An 18797-nucleotide genomic window follows, 5' to 3' on the forward strand; every position below is an offset into this window, starting at 1 on the left:
GGGCGTCAGCCCTTCACCGCACCGGCACTGAAGCCGGTGACCAGCCACTTCTGGATGAAGGCGAAGACGATGACGACGGGCACCGCGGCCACGACGCCGCCCGCGGCGAGCGTTCCGAGCTCGACGCTCTCGCCGGAGCCGATGGTGTAGCTGAGGCCGACGGGGATCGTGTACTTCTCCTGCGTGCTGAGGAACATCAGCGAGAAGAGGAAGTGGTTCCAGCTGTGCACGAAGGCGAAGGAGCCCACCGCGACCAGCCCCGGCCGCAGCAGCGGCAGCACCACCGCGCAGAAGGCCCGGATCCGGCCGCAGCCGTCGACCCAGGCGGCCTCCTCCAGCGACACCGGGACGTTCCTGATGAAGCCGCTGATGAGGATGATCGACAGCGGCAGCTGGAAGACCGTCTCGGCGACGATGACGCTCCACAGGGAGTCGATCATGCGCAGCTCGCTGAAGATCTGGAAGAGCGGCACCAGCATGAGCGCGCCCGGGATGAACTGCGAGCACAGCAGGGCGAGCAGGAAGGCGCGCTTGGCGCGGAAGTCGAAACGGGCCAGCGCGTAACCGCCGAGCAGGGCGATCACGGTGGTCATCACGAGCGTGGCCACGCCGATGAGCAGGCTGTTCTTGAAGAAGACCGCGAAACCGAGGTCGTTCCACACCTTCGAGAAGTGCGCGGTGGTGGCCGGCCACGGCACCAGCGAGGTGGACCCCGAGGGGCGCAGCGCGAACAGCAGCATCCAGTAGAAGGGGACGAGCGTGAACAGCAGGTACAGGCCGAGCGGAAGGTAGATCTGCCAGCGGGGCGCACCCGCGCCGAGCCCCCGGCGCCCGCGGCGCGGCCCGGCACCGCCGCCGTCGTCGGGGCGCGTGGCGGGCGCCACGCGCGGCAGGGGGAGGCCGTTCCTCTCCGGCACGGTGGTGGTCATGTGCGGTCGCCCCCGAACTTGCTCAGACGCAGGTAGACGATGGAGCAGAACAGGAGGATCACGAAGGCGACGGTGGTGAGCGCGGACGCGTAGCCGAAGTCGTGGCCGTCGATGCCGGTGTTGGCCACGTACAGCGGCAGTGTGGTCGTCGAACCGGCGGGACCGCCGCCGGTGAGCGTGTAGAGCAGGTCGACGTTGTTGAACTCCCACACCCCGCGCAGCAGCGTGGACAGCACGATGGCGTCCCGCAGGTGGGGCAGCGTGATGTGGAAGAACCGCCGGAAGCGGCCCGCGCCGTCGACCGAGGCCGCCTCGTACAGCTCGTTCGGGATGGACTGCAGGTCGGCGAGGATGAGGATGGCGAAGAACGGCACCCCGCGCCACAGTTCGGCCAGGACGGCGGCCGGGAAGACGGTGGCGGGGTCGGAGAGCACCGAGGTGCCGTACTCGCCGATGCCGGCGTCCGCCAGGTAGCGGCTGATGCCGGTGGCGGGGTTGTAGAGCAGCATCCAGATCGTGGTGGTCAGCACGCCGGAGACGGCCCACGGCGAGAAGACCAGGGCGCGGGACAGGCCGCGGCCGACGAAGGTCTGGTTGACGACCAGGGCGAGCGCCAGCCCGAGGGCGAGCTGCAGCCCCACCTCCGCGGCGACCCACTTGAGGCTGAAGAGCAGGCTCTGCCAGAAAAGCGGGTCGTCGAAGAGGATCCGCCGGAAGTTGCCGAGGCCGGCGAAGCCGTTCCGCCAGGGCTTGGTGACGTTGTGGTCCTGCAGGCTGTAGTAGAGGACGCTGACCATCGGGTAGGCGATGAAGCCCAGCATCAGCAGGACGGCGGGGGCGATCAGGAGGTACGGGGTGCGCCGGGCCGCGCCGGACGGCCGGCGCCGCGGGGGCCGGGGTGGTTTCGCCACGGCTGTGGCCATGACCGGTACTCCTTCGTACGGGTGCGGGGAAAGCGCTTGCCTAGTGGTGCGGGACCGCCACGGGCGCGGTGGCGGTGCGGGGTGGTGCGCGGCGGGGCGTCAGCCCGCGTAGGGCTCCGGCACTTCTCCGGGCCGGGCCAGGAAGCGGAAGTCGCAGCCGGTGTCGGCCTGGGTGATCTGGTCCTGGTACAGCGCGCCGTAGCCGCGTCCGTAGCGCGGCGGCGGTGCCTGCCACTGCGCGCGCCGGCGTTCCAGTTCCGCGTCGTCGACCTCCAGGCGCAGGGTGCGCGCCTGGACGTCCAGGGTGATCGGGTCGCCGGTACGGACGAGGGCGAGCGGCCCGCCCACGTGCGACTCGGGCGCCACGTGCAGCACGCACGCGCCGTAACTCGTGCCGCTCATCCGGGCGTCGGAGATGCGCACCATGTCCCGCACCCCCTTCTTCAGGAGGTGGCCGGGCAGCGGCAGCATCCCGTACTCGGGCATGCCCGGGCCGCCGAGCGGACCGGAGCCGCGCAGCACGAGCACGCTGTCCTCGGTGATGCCGAGCGCCGGGTCGTCGATGGTGCGCTGCAGGGTCCGGTAGTCGTCGAACACCACGGCCGGGCCGGTGTGCTTGAGCAGGTGCGGCTCGGCGGCGATGTGCTTGATGACCGCGCCGTCCGGGCACAGGTTGCCGCGCAGGACGGCGACGCCGCCCTCGGCCGCGAGCGGCCTGTCCAGCGGGCGGATCACGTCCTCGTCGTGGACGAGGGCACCGGCGAGCTGTTCGCGCAGCGTGGCGTGCGCGACGGTCGGCCGGTCGAGGTGCAGGACACCGGCGTCCCGCAGCCGGGTCAGGAACCCCGGGAGACCGCCCGCGAAGTGGAAGTCCTCCATCAGGTGGCGGCCGCCCGGCCGGAGGTTCGCCAGGACCGGCACCGTGCGGGCGATGCGGTCGAAGTCGTCCAGCGTCAGCGGGACACCGCTGCGCCCGGCCATCGCGATCAGGTGGATCACGGCGTTGGTCGAACCGCCGAGGGCGAGCACCGTGGCCACCGCGTCCTCGTACGCCTCGCGGGTCAGGATCGCGGACGGCCGCAGGTCCTCGCGCACGAGGTCCACGATCCGCATCCCCGAGGCCGCCGCCATGCGGTCGTGCCCGGAGTCGACGGCGGGGATCGACGACGCGCCCGGCATCGTCATCCCCAGCGCCTCCGCCGCGGCGGTCAGCGTGGAGGCGGTGCCCATGGTCATGCAGTGGCCGGGCGAACGGGCCAGCCCGCTCTCCAGTTCGGCCATCTCGCAGTCACCGATGAGGCCGGCCCGCTTGTCGTCCCAGTACTTCCACATGTCGGTGCCGGAACCCAGGACCTCGGTGCGCCAGTGCCCGGGCAGCATGGGCCCGGCCGGCACGAACACCGCCGGCAGGCCGGCGCTCGCGGCCCCCATGAGCAGCGCGGGCGTGGACTTGTCGCAACCGCCCAGCAGGACCGCCCCGTCCACCGGGTAGGAGCGCAGCAGTTCCTCGGTCTCCATCGCGAGCAGGTTGCGGTAGAGCATCGGCGTCGGCTTCTGGTACGTCTCCGACAGCGTCGCGACGGGGAACTCCAGGGGGAAGCCGCCCGCCTGCCACACCCCGCGCTTGACCGCCTGGGCCCGTTCGCGCAGGTGGACGTGGCAGGGGTTGATGTCGCTCCAGGTGTTGACGACCGCGATCACCGGCTTGCCCAGGTGCTCCTCGGGCAGGTAGCCCAGCTGCCGGGTACGGGCCCGGTGGCTGAACGAGCGCAGGCCGTCCGTCCCGTACCACTGGTGGCTGCGGAGCTCTTCCGGCTTCTTCATGGCGGCCCTCCGTCCCGTCCCGGCTCACACGTCCCAGCCGGCGAGCAGCGCGGCCACCCGCTCGCGCCGGCCCCCGGTCAGCAGGCGGCTGGGCGGGCGCACGTCACGGCGGCACAGTCCCAGCACCGCCAGCGCCTCCTTGACCACCGACACGTTGTTGGCGGACTGCTGTTCGGCCCGCAGGTCCTCGAACTCCCTGATCTGCTCCCACACCTTCATCGCCGCCGCGTAGTCGCCGTCGCGCAGCGCGCGCAGCATCTCCAGGGACACCCGGGGCGCGACGTTGACCAGGCCCGAGGTGAAGCCCCTCGCGCCGACCGCCCAGTACGCGGGGGCGTACAGCTCGGCGAGGCCCGCGACCCAGGTGAAGCGGTCCAGCCCCGCGTCCCGGGCCACCGCCGCGAAGCGGGCGGCGTCCGGCACCGCGTACTTCACCCCGACGACGTTCGGGCACAGCTCGCCGAGGCGCGCGATCAGCCCCCCGTCCAGCGCCGCGTTGCGGACGTACGGGACGACCCCGGTCTCCGGGACGGCCTCCGCGATGGCCCGGTGGTAGTCCACCCAGCCCTCCGGCGAGACGTACGGGTGGATCGGCTGGTGCACCATCACCATCTGCGCCCCGGCGTCGCGTGCGTGCCGCGCGGCGGCCACCGCGGTCGGCACGTCGTGGCCGACGCCCACCACGACCTGGGTGTCCGGGTCCGCCTCGGCCATCGTCAGCTCGACGACCAGCCGCCGCTCGGCCGGGTCGAGGGCGTAGAACTCCCCGGTGTTGCCGTTCGGCGTGACCGTCCGCACCCCGCTGTCGAGCAGTCTGCGCAGCAACGCCCGGTACGCGGTGGGCTCCACGCCCCCGTCCGCGCCGAACGGGGTCACCGGGATCGCCACGACATCGGCGAGCGCCGACGACTGCTCTGCGAATGACATGCGGTTGCCCTTCAACTCGGTTCGCTACGGGATGCCGTGGGGGCGGCGTGGGGGAGCGGGCGCGCGGAGGGCCGTCCCCTCACCCCGCGCGCCCGCGGCTCAGCGGGCCGTTCCTTCGCCGCCGTCCGGGCCCTCGGGGAACGCCCGGGCCACGAAGCTCGCGATGTGGTCGTGGAGCAGCCGCGCCGCGCCGTCCGCGTCCCCGTCCAGGGCACGCGCCAGGATCTCCCGGTGCTCGCGGGCCTCCTGCTCCCACGACGGGGTCTCCTGCCAGACCACCGCCGAGACCAGGGCCGCCTGGTCCCGCACGTCGTCGAGCATCCGGGCCAGCAGGGGGTTGCCGCACGGCGTGTACAGCGCCCGGTGGAACTCCCGGTTGGCGAGCGACCGGTCGGCCCGGTCCCCCGCCTCGTCGGCCCGCGACAGCGCGTCCCGCGCGGCGTCCAGCGGGGCGCGGCGCGTGACGGTACGGCGCAGCGCCTCCGGCTCCAGCAGCAGGCGCACGTCGTACACCTGACGCGCCATCTCCGCGTCCACGGTCCGCACGGTGACGCCCTTGTACTGGCTCATCACGACCAGCCCGGTGCCGGCGAGCGTCTTGAGCGCCTCCCGCACGGGCGTCTTCGACACCCCGAACTGCGCGGCCAGCTCGGCCTCCACGAGTGCCTGACCGGGTTTCAGCTGCCCGGTCAGTATCCCGTGCTTGATCGTTTCCAGCACGACCTGGGTACGGGACGGAATCGGCGTCGGCGCGGTGCCGGCGAGCAGGTCCATGGGGGCTCTTTCGGATCTCGCGTATGGCGTCTCATATATGACGTACGAAGTACGACGCGATGAAACTAGGGCGGGGGGCGGGGTTCGTCAATGGGCCCGACGCACTTTGTGTGCGGTGCGGTTGTTGTCGTGTGCGGGTTGTTTGCGCCTGCGGCGGGCATCCCCCGCCCTCCCTCCCCCAGCCTTCGGCCGGGGGGACCCCCATGGGCGCACCCCGCCACACCCCCTCCCACGAGTTGGGGCGACTGACGGCCGGAGGGGGTGTCAGGGGCGCACGTGCCAAGGCAGTCCGCAGGATGCGAGCACGAGGTGCAGGCGTTCGTCGGTGGCCTCGGCGAGAGGGGGGACCAGCAGGGTCGCGATGCCCGCCTCGACCGCCGCACCGTCATAGGCGGAACGGTCCCCGACCATCAGTGCCTCGCCCGGACCCACCGCGAGCTCGTCCAACGCCAGCCGGAAAATGGCGGGATCGGGCTTGCACACACCATGCTCGAAGGACAGCACGAACCGGTCGACGTAACCGTCGAGGCCCGCCTTCTCGAACCAGGGGCGGATGTCGAAGTGGACGTCGCTGACCACGGCAACCCGCACCCCGGCGGCCTTCAGCGTCGCAAGTGTCGGCCCCACGTCCACCGCGAAGAGATCGACGTCCGGTTGCGCCAGTTCGGCATACAGGGCGTCCACCAGCGCCTCGTCGATGCCCGCGGCCGAGGCCCAATGCCTGAAGCCGGCCCGGTACGACTCCACGGACGCGTCCGCGCCGTTCATCGCCCGCGCCACTTCGGGTTGCCTGATCGCCGCGTCGAGACCAGCGCTGAGCCGCCGCACCTGCGATGGCGAGGCGTCCCGGGCGAGACGCCTCAACGCGCCCTCGATCCACGCCCCGCCCTTGGGACCGGCGTGGTCAGGACCCCATTTGGGGACGATGAGCGTTCCCACCCAGTCCAGAAGGACGGCCCTCACCTTTTCGATCACCCCGCCGGTATACCGGTGCGCTTATGTCGGCGGAAGGGCACCCCCGTCATTACCACCCTCCGGCGTCATGCGCCCCAACCGGCATGAGGGGGTGTGGCGGGGTGCGCCCGCAGGGGACGAGCGGGGGACCCGGCTCCGAATGACGTGGGCGTAAACCGCGAGCCCCGAGGTGGGGGTCCCCCCGGCCGAAGGCTGGGGGCGTACCCCGGCGCGGCACCGACCCCATACGTACGCAGCGAGGCGGTCACTGACCGCGCCGGGCAATCGGGAGGGAGGGCGGGGGATGCCCGCCGCAGGCGCAACACACCCACACACAACAACGCGCCGCAACCACGACCAACCGACACCCGAGGCGCAAGCCTCACCCCACCCCCGCCAAAAACGCCCGCACCCCCGCCAGGTCCCCCGCGGACGCGAGCCCCGCGTGGTAGAGCCGCAGCTCCGTCGCCCCGGCCGCCGCCGCCCGGGAGGCGTCCGCGGCCAGCGTGCCGGGGCTGCCCCCCATTCCCGCGACCACGGGGAAGTTGGCGGCCAGCACGGTGCCCGCCCGCGCGTGCGGCACGCAGGCCGCCACCAGGTCGGCCCCGGGCAGCACGAGCCCGTCCGCGTGGCCCAGGACGTACCCCGGGTCGACGCCCACGTTGGCCCCGCAGCGGTGGGCGTGCGGATCCGCGTGCAGCAGCACCTGGAACCCCGGTCCCGCCGAGGCCCCTCCCGCCGAGGCCCGTACCGCCGCACCCCGTACCGCCTCCACCGCCGCCCGCTGCAACTCCCGCGCGACGGGGCCCCGCCACGCCATCGTCAGCCCCGCGAGGTCCGCCCCGAGCAGCTTCTCGACGTCGGCCCACTCCTCGGGCCCCGGGGTCCACTCCCCCGCCCACACCGGTGCCAGGGCGTCGCGCACGGCCGAGCGCAGTGCGTCCGGGTCCGCGCCCAGCGCGGTGTACCCCGCCTCGCACGTGGGGCAGAAGCACAGGGACATCAGGTACTGCGCCGCCCCGGGCAGCGGCACGCCGCCCGTCTTGTCGTGGGCGTGCAGGTGGGCGAGGCCGTACCAGCCGCAGGACTCCAGTTCCGTGCCCTCCGTCCCGGTCCCCGGCCGCACCGCGGCCTCCGCCGCCAGCGTGACGAGGTACTCGCGCACCTCCGGCTGGGCGATGCACGGCGCCCACGGGTAGCGGTCGCCGTAGGCGTTGCGCACGCTCACCCGGGGGTGTTCGTCCCCGAGGCGGGAGTTGTGGGCGAGCACGACCCAGGAGTGCACGGCGAGTCCGGCCGCCCGCAGGGCCCGGGCGGCCTCGCCGTAGGCGTCCTCGGCACCGGCCCAGTCCTGGGTGTACGGCCGCAGGGAGCGCCCCGCCCAGCGCCGCTCGTCCGGCGGGTAGAGCACGGCGGCGTGGCGGGCGGTGACGACACGGTGCCCGGGGTGGCGTGGGGTCAGCGCCCGCGTGGAGTGGTACGCGGAGGCGAGGGTGACCTGCTGCACGCCGAGTCCGGCGATGCGGTCCGCCGCCTCCGGGTCGCCGACGACGTCCCACGGGTAGACGAAGGTGGAGGCTCTCAACGCTGCTCCTGGGGGTGGGGGTTGACGCGGGTCACCGTACGTCAGTCCTCGCCGAGCAGGGCGAGTCCGCGGTCGATGAGTTCGGCCAGTTCCTTGATGTGCGCGGGCGCGGGCTCGGACAGCGGCGGGCGCACCTCGCCGACGTCGAGCCCGCGGAGCCGGACGCCGGCCTTGACCAGGGAGACGGCGTAGCCGCGGCCCTGCTGGCGCAGTTCCACCAGGGGCCGGTAGAAGCCGTCGAGGAGGGCGTTCACGGTGGTGTCGTCGCCGCCGGTCAGGGCGCGGTGGAAGGCGAGGGCGATCTCGGGCGCGAAGCAGAACACGGCGGAGGAGTAGAGCGTGACGCCGATGCCGCGGTAGGCGAGGCCGGTGAGTTCGGCGGTGGGGAGGCCGTTGAAGTAGCGGAAGTCGCGGTCGGGGACCGTGCTGCGGACGGCGCTGATGATGCGCTGCATCAGGTCGAGGTCGCCGACGCCGTCCTTGAGGCCGATGATGCGCGGGATGCGGGCGAGTTCGGCGACGGTCGCGGGGGTGAGGACGGCGTTGTCGCGCTGGTAGACGATGACGTCGAGCGAGGTGCCCTCGGCGAGCGCCGCGTAGTGCCGCAGCAGTCCGGCCTGGTCGGCGACGACGAGGTAGGGCGGCATGGCGAGCAGTCCGTCGGCGCCCGCCTCCTCGGCGAGGCGCGCGAACTGCAGGGCCAGGGCGGTGCCGTAGCCGGCGCCGGCGACGACGGGGACCCGGCCCGCGGACTCCTCGACGGCCGCGGCGACGCAGACGCGGAACTCCTCGGGCGTCAGCGCGTGGAACTCGCCGGTGCCGCAGCACGCGAAGACCGCCCCGGCTCCGGCCTCGATCCCGCGGCGCACGTGCGCGCGGAAGACCTCCAGGTCAACGGCGCCGTCCGGGCCGAAGGGCGTCACGGGGAAGAACAGCAGGCCGTCGAGGCGCGCGGAGAGTGAGGCGGCATCGGTCATCGGGTTCTCCCTGAAGACTGGCGTCTGTGCGCTCATCTGATCGATGTCTATATTCATGAACGCGTTTACGCTAAGGCAGCACATAAGGAGGGGTCAAGAAAGACAGCCGCAGGTGGTGGAGTCTTGACGCTTCGACAAGCTCTCTTTAGCGTGTCCATGCATATGAATGACATCCACGAACGTGGACGTCCGATCGAGGAGACCCGCGCATGCCCGCTCCCCGCACCGTCCTGCTCACCGGCGCCGCAGGCGGCCTGGGCACCTTGATGCGCGAGCTGCTGCCGGCCTACGGCTACCGGCTGCGCCTGCTCGACATGCGGCCCGTCGAGGGCGCGCCCGACGCGATCACCGCGGACCTGGCGGACCGCGCCGCCCTGCGCGAGGCCGTACGCGGGGTCGACGCGATCATCCACCTCGCGGGCATCTCCCTGGAAGCCCCCTTCGAGAAGATCCTGCGCGCCAACATCGAGGGCACCTACCACCTCTACGAGGCCGCCCGCGAGGAGGGCGTGCCGCGGATCGTCTTCGCCTCCAGCAACCACGCCGTGGGCTTCACCCCGCGCCCGGTCGGGGACGACCCGCTCATCCCGGTCGACACCCCGCGCCGCCCCGACACCTTCTACGGCCTGTCCAAGTGCTTCGGCGAGGACCTCGCCCAGCTCTACTGGGACCTGCACGGCCTGGAGACCGTCTCCATCCGCATCGGCTCCTGCTTCCGGGAGCCGACCTCGGTGCGCATGCTGTCGGTCTGGATGAGCCCCGAGGACGGCGCCCGGCTGGTGCACGCCGCCCTCACCGCCGAGGGCGTCGGGCACACCGTGGTCCACGGCAGCTCCGCCAACACCCGGCTGTGGTGGGACCTGTCCTCCGCGCGGGCACTGGGCTACGAGCCGCGCGACGACTCCGAGCCCTTCGCGGCCAAGCTCATCGCCGAGCAGGGCGAACTGGACCCGGACAACCCGGACCACGCGCACCTCGGCGGCCACTTCACCACGCATCCGCCCCTCTGGCCCCACTGACCCGCGGCGGGCGTCAGCGGTCCTCAGCGGCCGCGTTCCGCGCCGCCGTTCACCTGGTGGATCTGCGCGGTGATGTGGGCGGCACCCGGGGAGGCGAGCCAGTGGGCGAGCGAGGCGACGTCCTCGGGGACGCCGACCCGGCCGGTGAGGGTCTGGCCGACGAGGAACGCGCGCCGCTCCTGCGTCATGCGCCCGCCGAAGAACTCGGTGTCGTCGATGAAGCCGGGCGCGATGACGTTGACCGTGATCCCGCGCCCGCCCAGGTCCGCCGCCAGGTCGTAGGCGTACGGGTGCAGGGCGGCCTTGGCGGCGCCGTACGAGCCGGACCCGCCGCCGCGCACCGCGGCGATGGAGCTGAGCAGCAGCACCCGGCCGCCGTCGGCCAGCAGGTCGCGCAGCGCCTCGGTGAGCAGCACGGCGGTCAGCACGTTGGACCGGAAGTTGCCCGTCCACAGCTCGGTGAGCGACGCCTCCCCGCCGCCGAGCGCGACGTTCCCGCCCGCGTTGTTGACCAGGACGTCCACCCGCCCGAAGCGCTCGGCCACGAGCTCGCGGACCCCGGCCGTCCCCGCCTCGTCGGTCAGGTCCGCCGGGACCGCCAGGGCCGATCCGGAACCCAGCCGGGCGACCGCCCCGTCCAGGACGTCCCCCCGCCGTCCGACCAGCACGACCTGGTCCCCGTCGCGGACGAAGGCCTCCGCGACGGCCAGGCCGATCCCCGTACCGCCGCCGCTGATGACCACGATGCGTGACACGTGAAAACTCCGTTCGGTAATGGAACCGTAAACCCGGAACGATCGTTAAGCGGAACATGACCGCAATGACACCCGGCTCGAACATCCCGCTCTCCGCGGCACGCGTGGCAGTGGAGGTATCCGCGCCCGTGCGGCTTGATGTGTCGGGCCTCCTGATCGCCGCCGACGGCAAGGTGCGCTCCGACGACGACTTCGTGTTCTACAACCAGCCCGCGGGGCCGGGTGTGACCTACCGGTCCGGCGGCGGCACCTCGCCCGACGCGATCACGGTGGACACGGTGGCGGTGCCCGCCGGCATCGAGAAGATCGTCGTGACGGCGAGCCCCGACGCGCCCGGGGCGACCTTCGCCGGCACCGAGCCGACGGCGACGGTGCGGGACGCCGACAGCGGCGCCGTCCTGGCGACCTTCACCCCGCCCGCCCTGAGCACCGAGACCGCCCTCGTGGTGGTCGAGATCTACCGCCGCTCCGGCGCCTGGAAGGCCCGGGCGGTCGGCCAGGGGTACGCCAACGGGCTGGCGGGCATCGCCACCGACTTCGGCGTGTCCGTCGACGAGCCCGCGGCCGCCGCGCCGCAGGCACCGCCCCAGGCGCCGCCCGTGGCTCCCCCGCCGCCCGCTCCCCCGGCCGCCGCCATGACGCCTCCCCCCGCGCCCCCTGCGCCGCCCGCGCCGCCGGCACCCCCCGCCCCGCCGGCCGGCACCGGCAAGATCAACCTGGACAAGGGCCGGGTCAACCTCCAGAAGAACCAGACGGTCTCCCTGGTCAAGGGCGGCAAGCCGCTGATGACCTCGGTCCGCATGGGCCTCGGCTGGGAGCCCGCCTACCGCGGCAAGGACATCGACCTGGACGCCTCGGTCATCGCGTACGGGCCGCAGCGCAACCACATCGAGTCCTGCTACTTCGGCCGGCTCACCATCCTGGGCGGGGCGATCCAGCACTCCGGCGACAACCTCACCGGCGAGGGCGCGGGCGACGACGAGGTCATCACCGTCCACCTCGGCGGGCTGCCGCCCGAGGTCACCGGGCTGGTCTTCACGGTGAACTCCTTCTCCGGCCAGAAGTTCAACCAGGTGGCCAAGGCCTACTGCCGCCTGCTGGACGGCACGACGGGCGAGGAGCTGGTGCGCTTCGACCTCACCGGCGCCGAGCCCCGCACGGGCGTGATGATGGCGAAGTTCGTCCGCCAGTTCTCCGGCGAGTGGGAGATGACGGCGCTGGGCGACTTCGTCGACTCCCGCACCGTGAAGGGCATGGTCAAGCCCGCCGCGCAGGCGCTCTGAGCGACGCGGGTGCGCCCGGTGGTCCGTGCGGGGCACGGACCACCGGGCGCGGGTGGTGCGGTCGCAGCTCAGCAGGCGCCGCCGTGGCCCTGGCGGCGCCACGGTCCGGTGATGGCCAGCATGATGCCCGGCACCTGGATGTTGGCGAACAGCGTCCTGCCGTCGGGCGAGAAGGTCACACCGGTGAACTCGCTGTACTCCGGCTCCTGCGCGGTGCCGATGTTCAGCTCGTTGCGGGCGATCGGGTAGGTGCGGCCGTCGCCGAGCGCGCCGAACAGGTGCTGCTGGCCCTCGCCGTCCTCGGCGATGACCAGGCCGCCGTAGGGCGAGACGGTGATGTTGTCCGGGCCGTCGAAGGCACCGTCGACCGACGGGTCGGGGTTGACGCCCAGGAGGACCTTGAGGGTCAGGGTGCGGCGCTTGGGGTCGTAGAACCACACGGCACCGTCGTGGGACGCGCCCGGGCTCTCCTCGCGGGCGTAGGAGGAGACGACGTACACGCCGCCGTCGCCCCACCACATGCCCTCCAGCTTGCGGGCCCGGGTGACCTCGCCGGCCGCGAACTGCTTGCGGACGGAGGTGGTGGCGGCGTCGCGGTCCGGGACGTCCACCCAGTCCACGCCGTAGACCGTGCCGATCTTCGTGGCGCGGGACAGGTCGTCGACGAACTTGCCGCCGGAGTCGAAGCACTTGAAGGCCTGCAGCACACCCGCGTCGGCCTTGAGGGCGCGCAGCTTGCCGCGGCCGTGGTGGAAGCCGGCCGGCGGGGTCCAGCGGAAGAACAGGCCGTTGGGGTTGGAGGCGTCCTCGGTGAGGAAGAGGTGGCCGCGCTTGGGGTCGACGACGACCGCCTCGTGCGCGTAGCGGCCCAGGGCCTTGATCGGCTTGGGGTCGCGGTTGGCCTTGCGGTCGTACGGGTCGACCTCGAAGACGTAGCCGTGGTCCTTCAGGAAGCCGTTCTTGCCGGCCTTGTCCTCGGTCTCCTCGCAGGTCAGCCAGGTGCCCCAGGGGGTGCGGCCGCCCGCGCAGTTGGTGACGGTGCCGGCCACGCCGACCCACTCCACGACGTGGCCGCCGTGCTGGGCGACCTCGACGATGGTCACGCCGCCGGCCGCGCCGGAGTCGTAGACCAGGCCCTCGGTCAGCGGGACCGGGTGCGGCCAGTCGGCGCGGGCGCCGGCCAGCTCGTGGTTGTTGGCGAGCAGCGTGGCGCCGCGCAGCCCCTCGAAGGTCGCGGTGCCGTCGTGGTTGGAGGGGGTCGACTCGCCCGACTCCAGCTTGGTGACGCCGGTCCGGGTGATGACGCGGTACGAGAAGCCCTTGGGCAGGGCCAGGATGCCCTTGGGGTCCTTGATCAGCTCGCCGTACCCCAGCTGGCCGTGGTGCCGGGACGCCCCGGCCTCCGCGGCGGTCGCCGGGGCCTCGGCGGCGAGGGCGCCCGGTGCGGTCGCGAGGACGTCGACGGTTCCGGCCAGCGCGACTCCGGCGCCGGTGATCGCCGTGCGCTTGGCGAAGTCTCTACGGGTGAGCGGCATCGTTGTCTCCTGGGGCCACGAGGTCACTGCTCTGCCGCAGTCACGCTCCCGCCCCGTGGCGAACGGAAGTTGAACTGAGCGGGACATTCCGACGCCCATTCCCTGAGGCGTTCGGGCCTCCTCCGCACCCTGTTGCGCACCCCGTCCCGCGCCGCGGCAGGCGGCTCAGGGCGCCGCGGGTCCCGCCGAACGGGCCTTGAACGCGGCCTTGCGCGCCTCCTTGGCCAGCCGCTTGTCGGGGTGGATGCGGCCCATGGCCTCCAGGACGTCGGCGGTCGCCGGGTGGTCCACCCGCCAGGCCGCGGTGAAGAACCCGTCGTGCCGGGCGACGAGGTCGGTGACCAGCTCGCTCAGCAACTCGGGGTCGTCGTCGGCGTCGAGCTGGGCGGCGATGGTGTCGACCGTGAGCCAGAAGATCATGTCCTCGTCGGGCGCCGGGACGTCCGCCGCCTCGCGTTCGGTCAGCCAGACCCGGGCCAGTCCGCCGAGCTGGCGGTCGGCCAGGACCTCGCGCAGGGCCGGCTCGGCCTCGTCGCCGAGCAGGCTCAGGGTCTGCTGGGCGACCAGCCGGCGGCCGGGCGCGTTGCGGTCCTCGCCGCGCGCCGCCTCCAGCAGCTCACGGGCCGCGTCGTACGGCTTGCGGTTGCCGAGCCACGCGTCGGCCTCCCGGCGGGCGATCTGGTCCGGGTACCGGAACAGCGCCTCCAGGAGGGCGGCGGCGGGCTCCCCGGCCAGGTCGCCGGCGACCGGGGCGTGCAGGCCGGCCTCGACCATCCGGGACCGCACGCCGTACACGCCGAGCGGGGTCAGCCGCACCAGGCCGTACCGGGAGACCTCATCGGGCCCGATCTCCTGCGGGAAGGCCACCGTCCCCTCGGCGGGACCGGCGTCCTCGGACTCGGCCTCCTCGATCAGCGCCTCGTCCAGCGGCTGGTACTCCAGCAGCCCGGTGGTCGTGAGCAGCCGGAAGTGCTCGTCGAGGCGCATCATCACCTCGGTGACGTCCTCCAGCAGGGCGTCGCTCGGCTCCTCCACGTCCTCGGGGACGACGAGGGAGGCGGCCAGGACCGGCAGCGGCACGGCGTCCTTGGCGTCGCCGCCGGAGTCCTCCATGACGGTGAAGAGGTAGAGGTTGGCGAGCGCGCCGTCGAGGAACTCGGCCTCCTCCTCCGGGTCCCAGTCCAGGGTGCTCAGGTCGACCTCCCCGTCCGGGCCCAGTTCCTCCATCAGGCCGTCAAGGTCGGGGGTCGCGGCCTCGGCCAGCGCCGTGTCCAGTGCGGCGAGCCACAGCTCCAGCACCTCGCGGGGCTCGCCCGCGTCCAGCCGCGTCAGCGCCTCGCCGGGCACGGCGCGCCCCGCGGGCTCGTCCAGCGCCACGCTCGGGGCGCCGCCCTCCTCGTCCTCGTCCGCGGTGTCCGCGATGTCCAGGTCCACGAGGCCCGCGTCCACGGCCACGCCCCAGGCCTGGGTCGTCTCCGCCGGGCCGTCCGGCTGCTCCTCCAGGCCCAGCTCGCGGACCGCGCCCGGGACGTCCTCGGCGGTCAGCTCCCCCATCGCGTCCACGGTCACGTGCGGCGCGCACCAGCGTGCCAGTCGTACCGCGCGGTCGAGGAGCGGTACGGCGAGTGCGAGCCGCGCCAGCTCCTCCTCGGGCAGCAGCCTCACCGGCGGCAGGTCGAGGCGGTCAGCGGCCATGGCGGGATCTCCAATGCAGCGGTGTCCGGGGGCGCGTGAGCGCGCAGCACCAGCCTAGACGTGCGGGCGCCCGGCGGGTGCGCTTCGGCCTCCCGTCACCCGTCGTTACCGCAACGGACGCGCGAGGCGTCGGCATTGGCGCGCGTCGGCGGACCCGGGAGGACGACCACGGCGGCTCCGCCCGTCAGCGGTGTCACTTCCGCCCCACCGCCGTGGCCTGGCACCGGTGCGCACGTCGCGGAGCCCGCGCCACACGGCGCGCACCGGTGCGCGGCAGGGCGTGCGGCGGGCCCCTCGCGCCCCACGGGGTGGGACGGGGGCGGGCGCCGGGCACCTGGCATGATCCCCGCCATGACGACGAGCGGGGCGGACCCGGCGCAGGAGGCGCTCGACCGGCACGTGCGGACGTTCTTCGCGGGCCACCCGGTGGGCACGGCCGACCACGACCTGGGCGACGGACGGCGCGGCACGGTCCCCGGGCTGCGGGTCCTCGAGGTGGGCCCGGGCCCCCGCGGCGACTACTGGACCTACGTCACGGCCGGTCGCGGGTCACGGGCCGACCGCGACGGCCACCGCCTCGAGTTCGTCCTGACCGCCCCGGCCCGCGACCCCCGCTTCGCCGACCTGATCGCCATGACCGCCCACTACCACCGCGGTCCCCGGCCGCATCCGCTCGACGTGGGCCACAGCCTGCCGCTCGGCGGGCCCTGGGTCCCCGGTTCGGCCTGCGACCACATCCTGGTCAGCCTCCCGTACCTGCACGGCCCCGATCTGGAGGTGTGCCGGCTGCCGGGCGGCCACGCCCGTCTGCTGTGGCTGCTGCCGGTGACCGCGTCCGAGATCGCCTTCCGCCGCGAGCACGGCACCGAGGCACTGGAGCGACGCTTCGACGACGCGGGGATCCTTCCGCTGGATCTGCACCGGGCACCGGTCGTCTGAGCCGGGTCGCTCCGCGGGCGCGGCCGTGGTCAGTCCTGCGGGAGGAAGTCCTCCACGGCCTCCAGCCAGGCGTCGGGCTGGTCGACGTGGGCCATGTGCCCCGCCTCCTCGATCACCGCGGCCCGCGCGGACGGGAGGAGCCGCAGCGTGGGTGCGACCAGGCCGACCGGGAAGGTCATGTCCTGCCGTCCGTGCAGCAGCAGCACGGGCACGCCGAGCGCCGCGAGCCGCCCGGGGTCGCCCGGGCGGCGCGGCCCCGGCAGTGTCCCGGCCTGCCAGGGGCGCAGCCATTCCGCGGTGAAGCGGACGCCGCGCAGGACGTCGAGGTAACCCGGCAGGGCCTCCTCCCGCCACACGTTCGCCCGCGCGGAGGCCACGGCGGCCGCACGCGTGAGGGCCGCTCCGGACAACGAGGGGTCGGACCACACCGCGGCCTCCGCCGCCAGCCGTTCCTCGCGCTCCCGCCAGCCGTCGAAGGCGTCCGGCGGCACCGGCAGGACACTGCTCGACGCGATCACCAGGCGTCGTACACGCCCGGGCGCGGCCAGGGCGAGGCGCTGCGCGATCAGCCCTCCGTACGAGAAGCCGAGGACGTCCGTCCGCCCGATCCCCAGGGCGTCCAGCAGCCGCACGAGGTCGGCGGTGGCCGCGTCCGGCGTGTAGTGGGCGTCGGCGAGCCCGCGCGTGGAGCGCCCGCAGCCGCGCAGGTCTGGGAGGACGATCCGGCGGTGCCCGGCAAGCCGGTCGAGCGGCCGGCGCAGGTACGTGTGGTCCCAGTCGGGTCCGCCGTGCACCACCAGCAGCGGCGGGCCGGACGGACGGCCGGCCCGGGCGACGAACAACTCCACCGCCGGGTCGTGCGAGACCGGCACCAGCATCTCCTCGAACACGGGGGCCAGTATGACGATCCGACAACGTCCCTAGGATGGCCGGGTGACGACGGACACCGCTACGCCGGACAGCACCGAAGACGCCGCCGGCGGCCCCCGGGCGGCGACCGCCGCCGACTGGCCGCTGCGACTGCGCCGGTTCGGCCACAGCCCACGCCCCCGGACCGACACGCGCGAGCGGCTGGTCCCGCCCTTCCCCGAACCGGGCACCCGGACCTGGCAGGCCCTGGGCCTGGGTCCGGCGCGGGCGCTCCGCGCCGCACGGGCCATGGGCTGGCTCGGCCCCGTCCTGGTCGCCGTCCTCGCCGGCGTGCTGCGCTTCGTGGACCTCGGCAGCCCGCGCGCCATCGTCTTCGACGAGACGTTCTACGCCAAGGACTCCTGGTCCCTGCTCCGGCTCGGCTACGAGGGCACCTGGCCCGACCGCAAGGTCTCCGACCCGCAGATCCTGGGGGACCCCCAGGTCATCCCGCTCTCCGAGACCGGCCACTTCATGGCACACCCGCCGATGGGCAAGTGGGTGATCGCCCTCGGCGAGTGGATGTTCGGCCTGAACCCGCTCGGCTGGCGCTTCATGGCGGCCGTGCTCGGCACGCTGTCGGTGCTGATGCTGTGCCGCATCGGCCGCCGGCTGCTGCGCTCCACGGCACTGGGCTGCCTCGCGGGCGGCCTGATGGCGGTGGACGGGCTGCACTTCGTGATGAGCCGGGTCGCCCTCCTCGACGTGGTCGTCATGTTCTTCGTGCTGGCGGCGTTCGGCTGCCTGCTGATCGACCGCGACCGCGCGCGGGCCCGGCTCGCGGCGGCCCTCCCGGTGGGGCCCGACGGCTTCGCCGGGCCCGACGCGGTCACCGGCGCCCGCGCGGGAACCGGCCCGCGTCCCTGGCGGCTCGCGGCCGGCGCGCTCCTGGGCCTGGCCTCCGCCGTCAAGTGGAACGGCCTGTACTACCTGGCGTTCTTCCTGCTGATGACCGTGCTCTGGGACGTCGGCGCCCGCCGTCTGGCCGGGGCCCGCCGCCCCCGCCGCGCCGTGCTCCGCCGCGATCTCGGCTGGTCCTTCCTGTCCCTCGTCCCGGTCGCCCTGGTCACGTACCTGGTGACCTGGACCGGCTGGTTCCTCAGCGACGACGGCTACGGCCGGGACTGGGCCGACGGGCGCGGCGGCACGTGGTCGTGGATCCCGGCGCCGCTGCGCAGCCTGTGGCACTACGAGTACGGGGTCTACCAGTTCAACGTCGGCCTGGAGGACCCGCACCCGTACCAGTCCAACCCGTGGAGCTGGCTGGTGCTGGGCCGTCCGGTGTCCTTCTTCTACGAGTCCCCCAAGCAGGGGCAGGACGGCTGCGGCGCCGCCAACTGCTCGCGGGAGATCCTCGCCCTCGGCACGCCGCTGCTGTGGTGGGCGGCCTGCTTCGCCCTCGTCTACCTGCTCTACCGCTGGGCGCTGCGCCGTGACTGGCGCGCCGGCGCCCTCCTGTGCGCGGTCGCCGCGGGCTACCTCCCGTGGTTCCACTACCAGAACCGCACCATCTTCTCCTTCTACGCCGTCGTCTTCCTCCCCTACCTCTGCCTGGCCCTCGCCATGACGCTCGGCGCGCTCCTCGGCCGGCCCGGCGCCGGCGAACGCCGCCGCACCTACGGGGCGGTGGCCGCGGGCGTCCTCGTCCTGCTGATCGTCTGGAACTTCATCTACTTCTTCCCGATCTACACCGGGCGGACGATCCCGTACGACGACTGGCACGCCCGGATGTGGCTGAACACCTGGATCTGACCCGGCCGCCCGGGGCC

At 73.4% G+C, this 18797-nt stretch carries 16 protein-coding genes; 4 read left to right on the forward strand and 12 right to left on the reverse strand.

The genetic code is table 11. The annotated features are described in order from the left end of the window. Positions 1-5: 5 nt before the first annotated feature. The 8 genes from AC1VWI_RS13220 to AC1VWI_RS13255 form a co-directional block, all read right to left on the reverse strand. Entirely contained in the window at positions 6-929 is a 924-nt protein-coding gene (locus tag AC1VWI_RS13220) for a carbohydrate ABC transporter permease (protein ID WP_499511185.1), read from the reverse strand. Further along, entirely contained in the window at positions 926-1852 is a 927-nt protein-coding gene (locus tag AC1VWI_RS13225) for a carbohydrate ABC transporter permease (protein WP_499511186.1), read from the reverse strand. The genes AC1VWI_RS13220 and AC1VWI_RS13225 overlap by 4 nt, the downstream gene beginning before the upstream one ends. A gap of 99 nt (positions 1853-1951) precedes the next feature. Beyond that, on the reverse strand, positions 1952-3676 hold the full coding sequence (gene araD, locus AC1VWI_RS13230) for an L-arabinonate dehydratase (protein ID WP_499511187.1): 1725 nt from the start codon (positions 3674-3676) through the stop codon (positions 1952-1954). A 24-nt stretch (positions 3677-3700) separates the two neighbouring features. Beyond that, the gene (locus tag AC1VWI_RS13235; protein ID WP_499511188.1) at positions 3701-4603 is read right to left on the reverse strand and encodes a dihydrodipicolinate synthase family protein; all 903 of its coding nucleotides are present in this window, start codon (positions 4601-4603) and stop codon (positions 3701-3703) included. A gap of 99 nt (positions 4604-4702) precedes the next feature. Beyond that, a complete protein-coding gene (locus tag AC1VWI_RS13240; protein WP_499511189.1) occupies positions 4703-5377 on the reverse strand; it encodes a GntR family transcriptional regulator in 675 nt (224 codons plus the stop codon). Positions 5378-5641: 264 nt separating this feature from the next. Further along, on the reverse strand, positions 5642-6352 hold the full coding sequence (locus AC1VWI_RS13245; RefSeq protein ID WP_499511190.1) for an HAD family hydrolase: 711 nt from the start codon (positions 6350-6352) through the stop codon (positions 5642-5644). A gap of 361 nt (positions 6353-6713) precedes the next feature. Next, positions 6714-7916: a hypothetical protein gene (locus AC1VWI_RS13250; protein WP_499511191.1), complete on the reverse strand. Its 1203-nt coding sequence runs from the start codon at positions 7914-7916 to the stop codon at positions 6714-6716. A gap of 41 nt (positions 7917-7957) precedes the next feature. Then, positions 7958-8893: a 5-dehydro-4-deoxyglucarate dehydratase gene (locus AC1VWI_RS13255; protein ID WP_499511192.1), complete on the reverse strand. Its 936-nt coding sequence runs from the start codon at positions 8891-8893 to the stop codon at positions 7958-7960. A gap of 209 nt (positions 8894-9102) precedes the next feature. Between AC1VWI_RS13255 and AC1VWI_RS13260 the strand changes: the two genes are divergently transcribed. Beyond that, complete coding sequence (locus AC1VWI_RS13260) at positions 9103-9912, forward strand: NAD-dependent epimerase/dehydratase family protein (protein WP_499511193.1); 810 nt, start codon at positions 9103-9105, stop codon at positions 9910-9912. A 23-nt stretch (positions 9913-9935) separates the two neighbouring features. Here the strand turns inward: AC1VWI_RS13260 and AC1VWI_RS13265 are convergent, their stop codons facing one another. Further along, the gene (locus tag AC1VWI_RS13265; RefSeq protein WP_499511194.1) at positions 9936-10667 is read right to left on the reverse strand and encodes an SDR family NAD(P)-dependent oxidoreductase; all 732 of its coding nucleotides are present in this window, start codon (positions 10665-10667) and stop codon (positions 9936-9938) included. Between the two features lie 65 nt (positions 10668-10732). Here AC1VWI_RS13265 and AC1VWI_RS13270 point away from each other — a divergent pair, with 65 nt between their 5' ends. Further along, entirely contained in the window at positions 10733-11950 is a 1218-nt protein-coding gene (locus AC1VWI_RS13270) for a TerD family protein (protein ID WP_499516791.1), read from the forward strand. A gap of 68 nt (positions 11951-12018) precedes the next feature. Here AC1VWI_RS13270 and AC1VWI_RS13275 read toward each other — a convergent pair whose 3' ends face one another. Beyond that, positions 12019-13485 carry an alkaline phosphatase PhoX gene (locus tag AC1VWI_RS13275; RefSeq protein WP_499511195.1) on the reverse strand — a complete coding sequence of 489 codons (1467 nt, stop codon included), beginning with the start codon at positions 13483-13485 and terminating at the stop codon, positions 12019-12021. 165 nt (positions 13486-13650) lie between these two features. Continuing rightward, a complete protein-coding gene (locus AC1VWI_RS13280; protein ID WP_499511196.1) occupies positions 13651-15180 on the reverse strand; it encodes a hypothetical protein in 1530 nt (509 codons plus the stop codon). A 351-nt stretch (positions 15181-15531) separates the two neighbouring features. Here AC1VWI_RS13280 and AC1VWI_RS13285 point away from each other — a divergent pair, with 351 nt between their 5' ends. Further along, complete coding sequence (locus AC1VWI_RS13285) at positions 15532-16119, forward strand: suppressor of fused domain protein (protein WP_499511197.1); 588 nt, start codon at positions 15532-15534, stop codon at positions 16117-16119. Between the two features lie 29 nt (positions 16120-16148). On the opposite strand, the gene AC1VWI_RS13290 is transcribed toward AC1VWI_RS13285, so the two are convergent. Beyond that, a complete protein-coding gene (locus AC1VWI_RS13290; protein ID WP_499511198.1) occupies positions 16149-17009 on the reverse strand; it encodes an alpha/beta fold hydrolase in 861 nt (286 codons plus the stop codon). Positions 17010-17052: 43 nt separating this feature from the next. Between AC1VWI_RS13290 and AC1VWI_RS13295 the strand changes: the two genes are divergently transcribed. Next, positions 17053-18780 carry a dolichyl-phosphate-mannose--protein mannosyltransferase gene (locus tag AC1VWI_RS13295; protein WP_499511199.1) on the forward strand — a complete coding sequence of 576 codons (1728 nt, stop codon included), beginning with the start codon at positions 17053-17055 and terminating at the stop codon, positions 18778-18780. Positions 18781-18797 lie beyond the last annotated feature (17 nt).

Source organism: Streptomyces sp. TOM-9, assembly GCF_056858595.1.

Coding starts and splice junctions, on each gene's coding strand:
- AC1VWI_RS13220 (WP_499511185.1), bottom strand. CDS start 929: ATGACCACCACCGTGCCGGAGAGGAACGGCCTCCCCCTGCCGCGCGTG.
- AC1VWI_RS13225 (WP_499511186.1), bottom strand. CDS start 1,852: ATGGCCACAGCCGTGGCGAAACCACCCCGGCCCCCGCGGCGCCGGCCG.
- araD (WP_499511187.1), bottom strand. CDS start 3,676: ATGAAGAAGCCGGAAGAGCTCCGCAGCCACCAGTGGTACGGGACGGAC.
- AC1VWI_RS13235 (WP_499511188.1), bottom strand. CDS start 4,603: ATGTCATTCGCAGAGCAGTCGTCGGCGCTCGCCGATGTCGTGGCGATC.
- AC1VWI_RS13240 (WP_499511189.1), bottom strand. CDS start 5,377: ATGGACCTGCTCGCCGGCACCGCGCCGACGCCGATTCCGTCCCGTACC.
- AC1VWI_RS13255 (WP_499511192.1), bottom strand. CDS start 8,893: ATGACCGATGCCGCCTCACTCTCCGCGCGCCTCGACGGCCTGCTGTTC.
- AC1VWI_RS13260 (WP_499511193.1), top strand. CDS start 9,103: ATGCCCGCTCCCCGCACCGTCCTGCTCACCGGCGCCGCAGGCGGCCTG.
- AC1VWI_RS13270 (WP_499516791.1), top strand. CDS start 10,733: ATGACACCCGGCTCGAACATCCCGCTCTCCGCGGCACGCGTGGCAGTG.
- AC1VWI_RS13275 (WP_499511195.1), bottom strand. CDS start 13,485: ATGCCGCTCACCCGTAGAGACTTCGCCAAGCGCACGGCGATCACCGGC.
- AC1VWI_RS13280 (WP_499511196.1), bottom strand. CDS start 15,180: ATGGCCGCTGACCGCCTCGACCTGCCGCCGGTGAGGCTGCTGCCCGAG.
- AC1VWI_RS13285 (WP_499511197.1), top strand. CDS start 15,532: ATGACGACGAGCGGGGCGGACCCGGCGCAGGAGGCGCTCGACCGGCAC.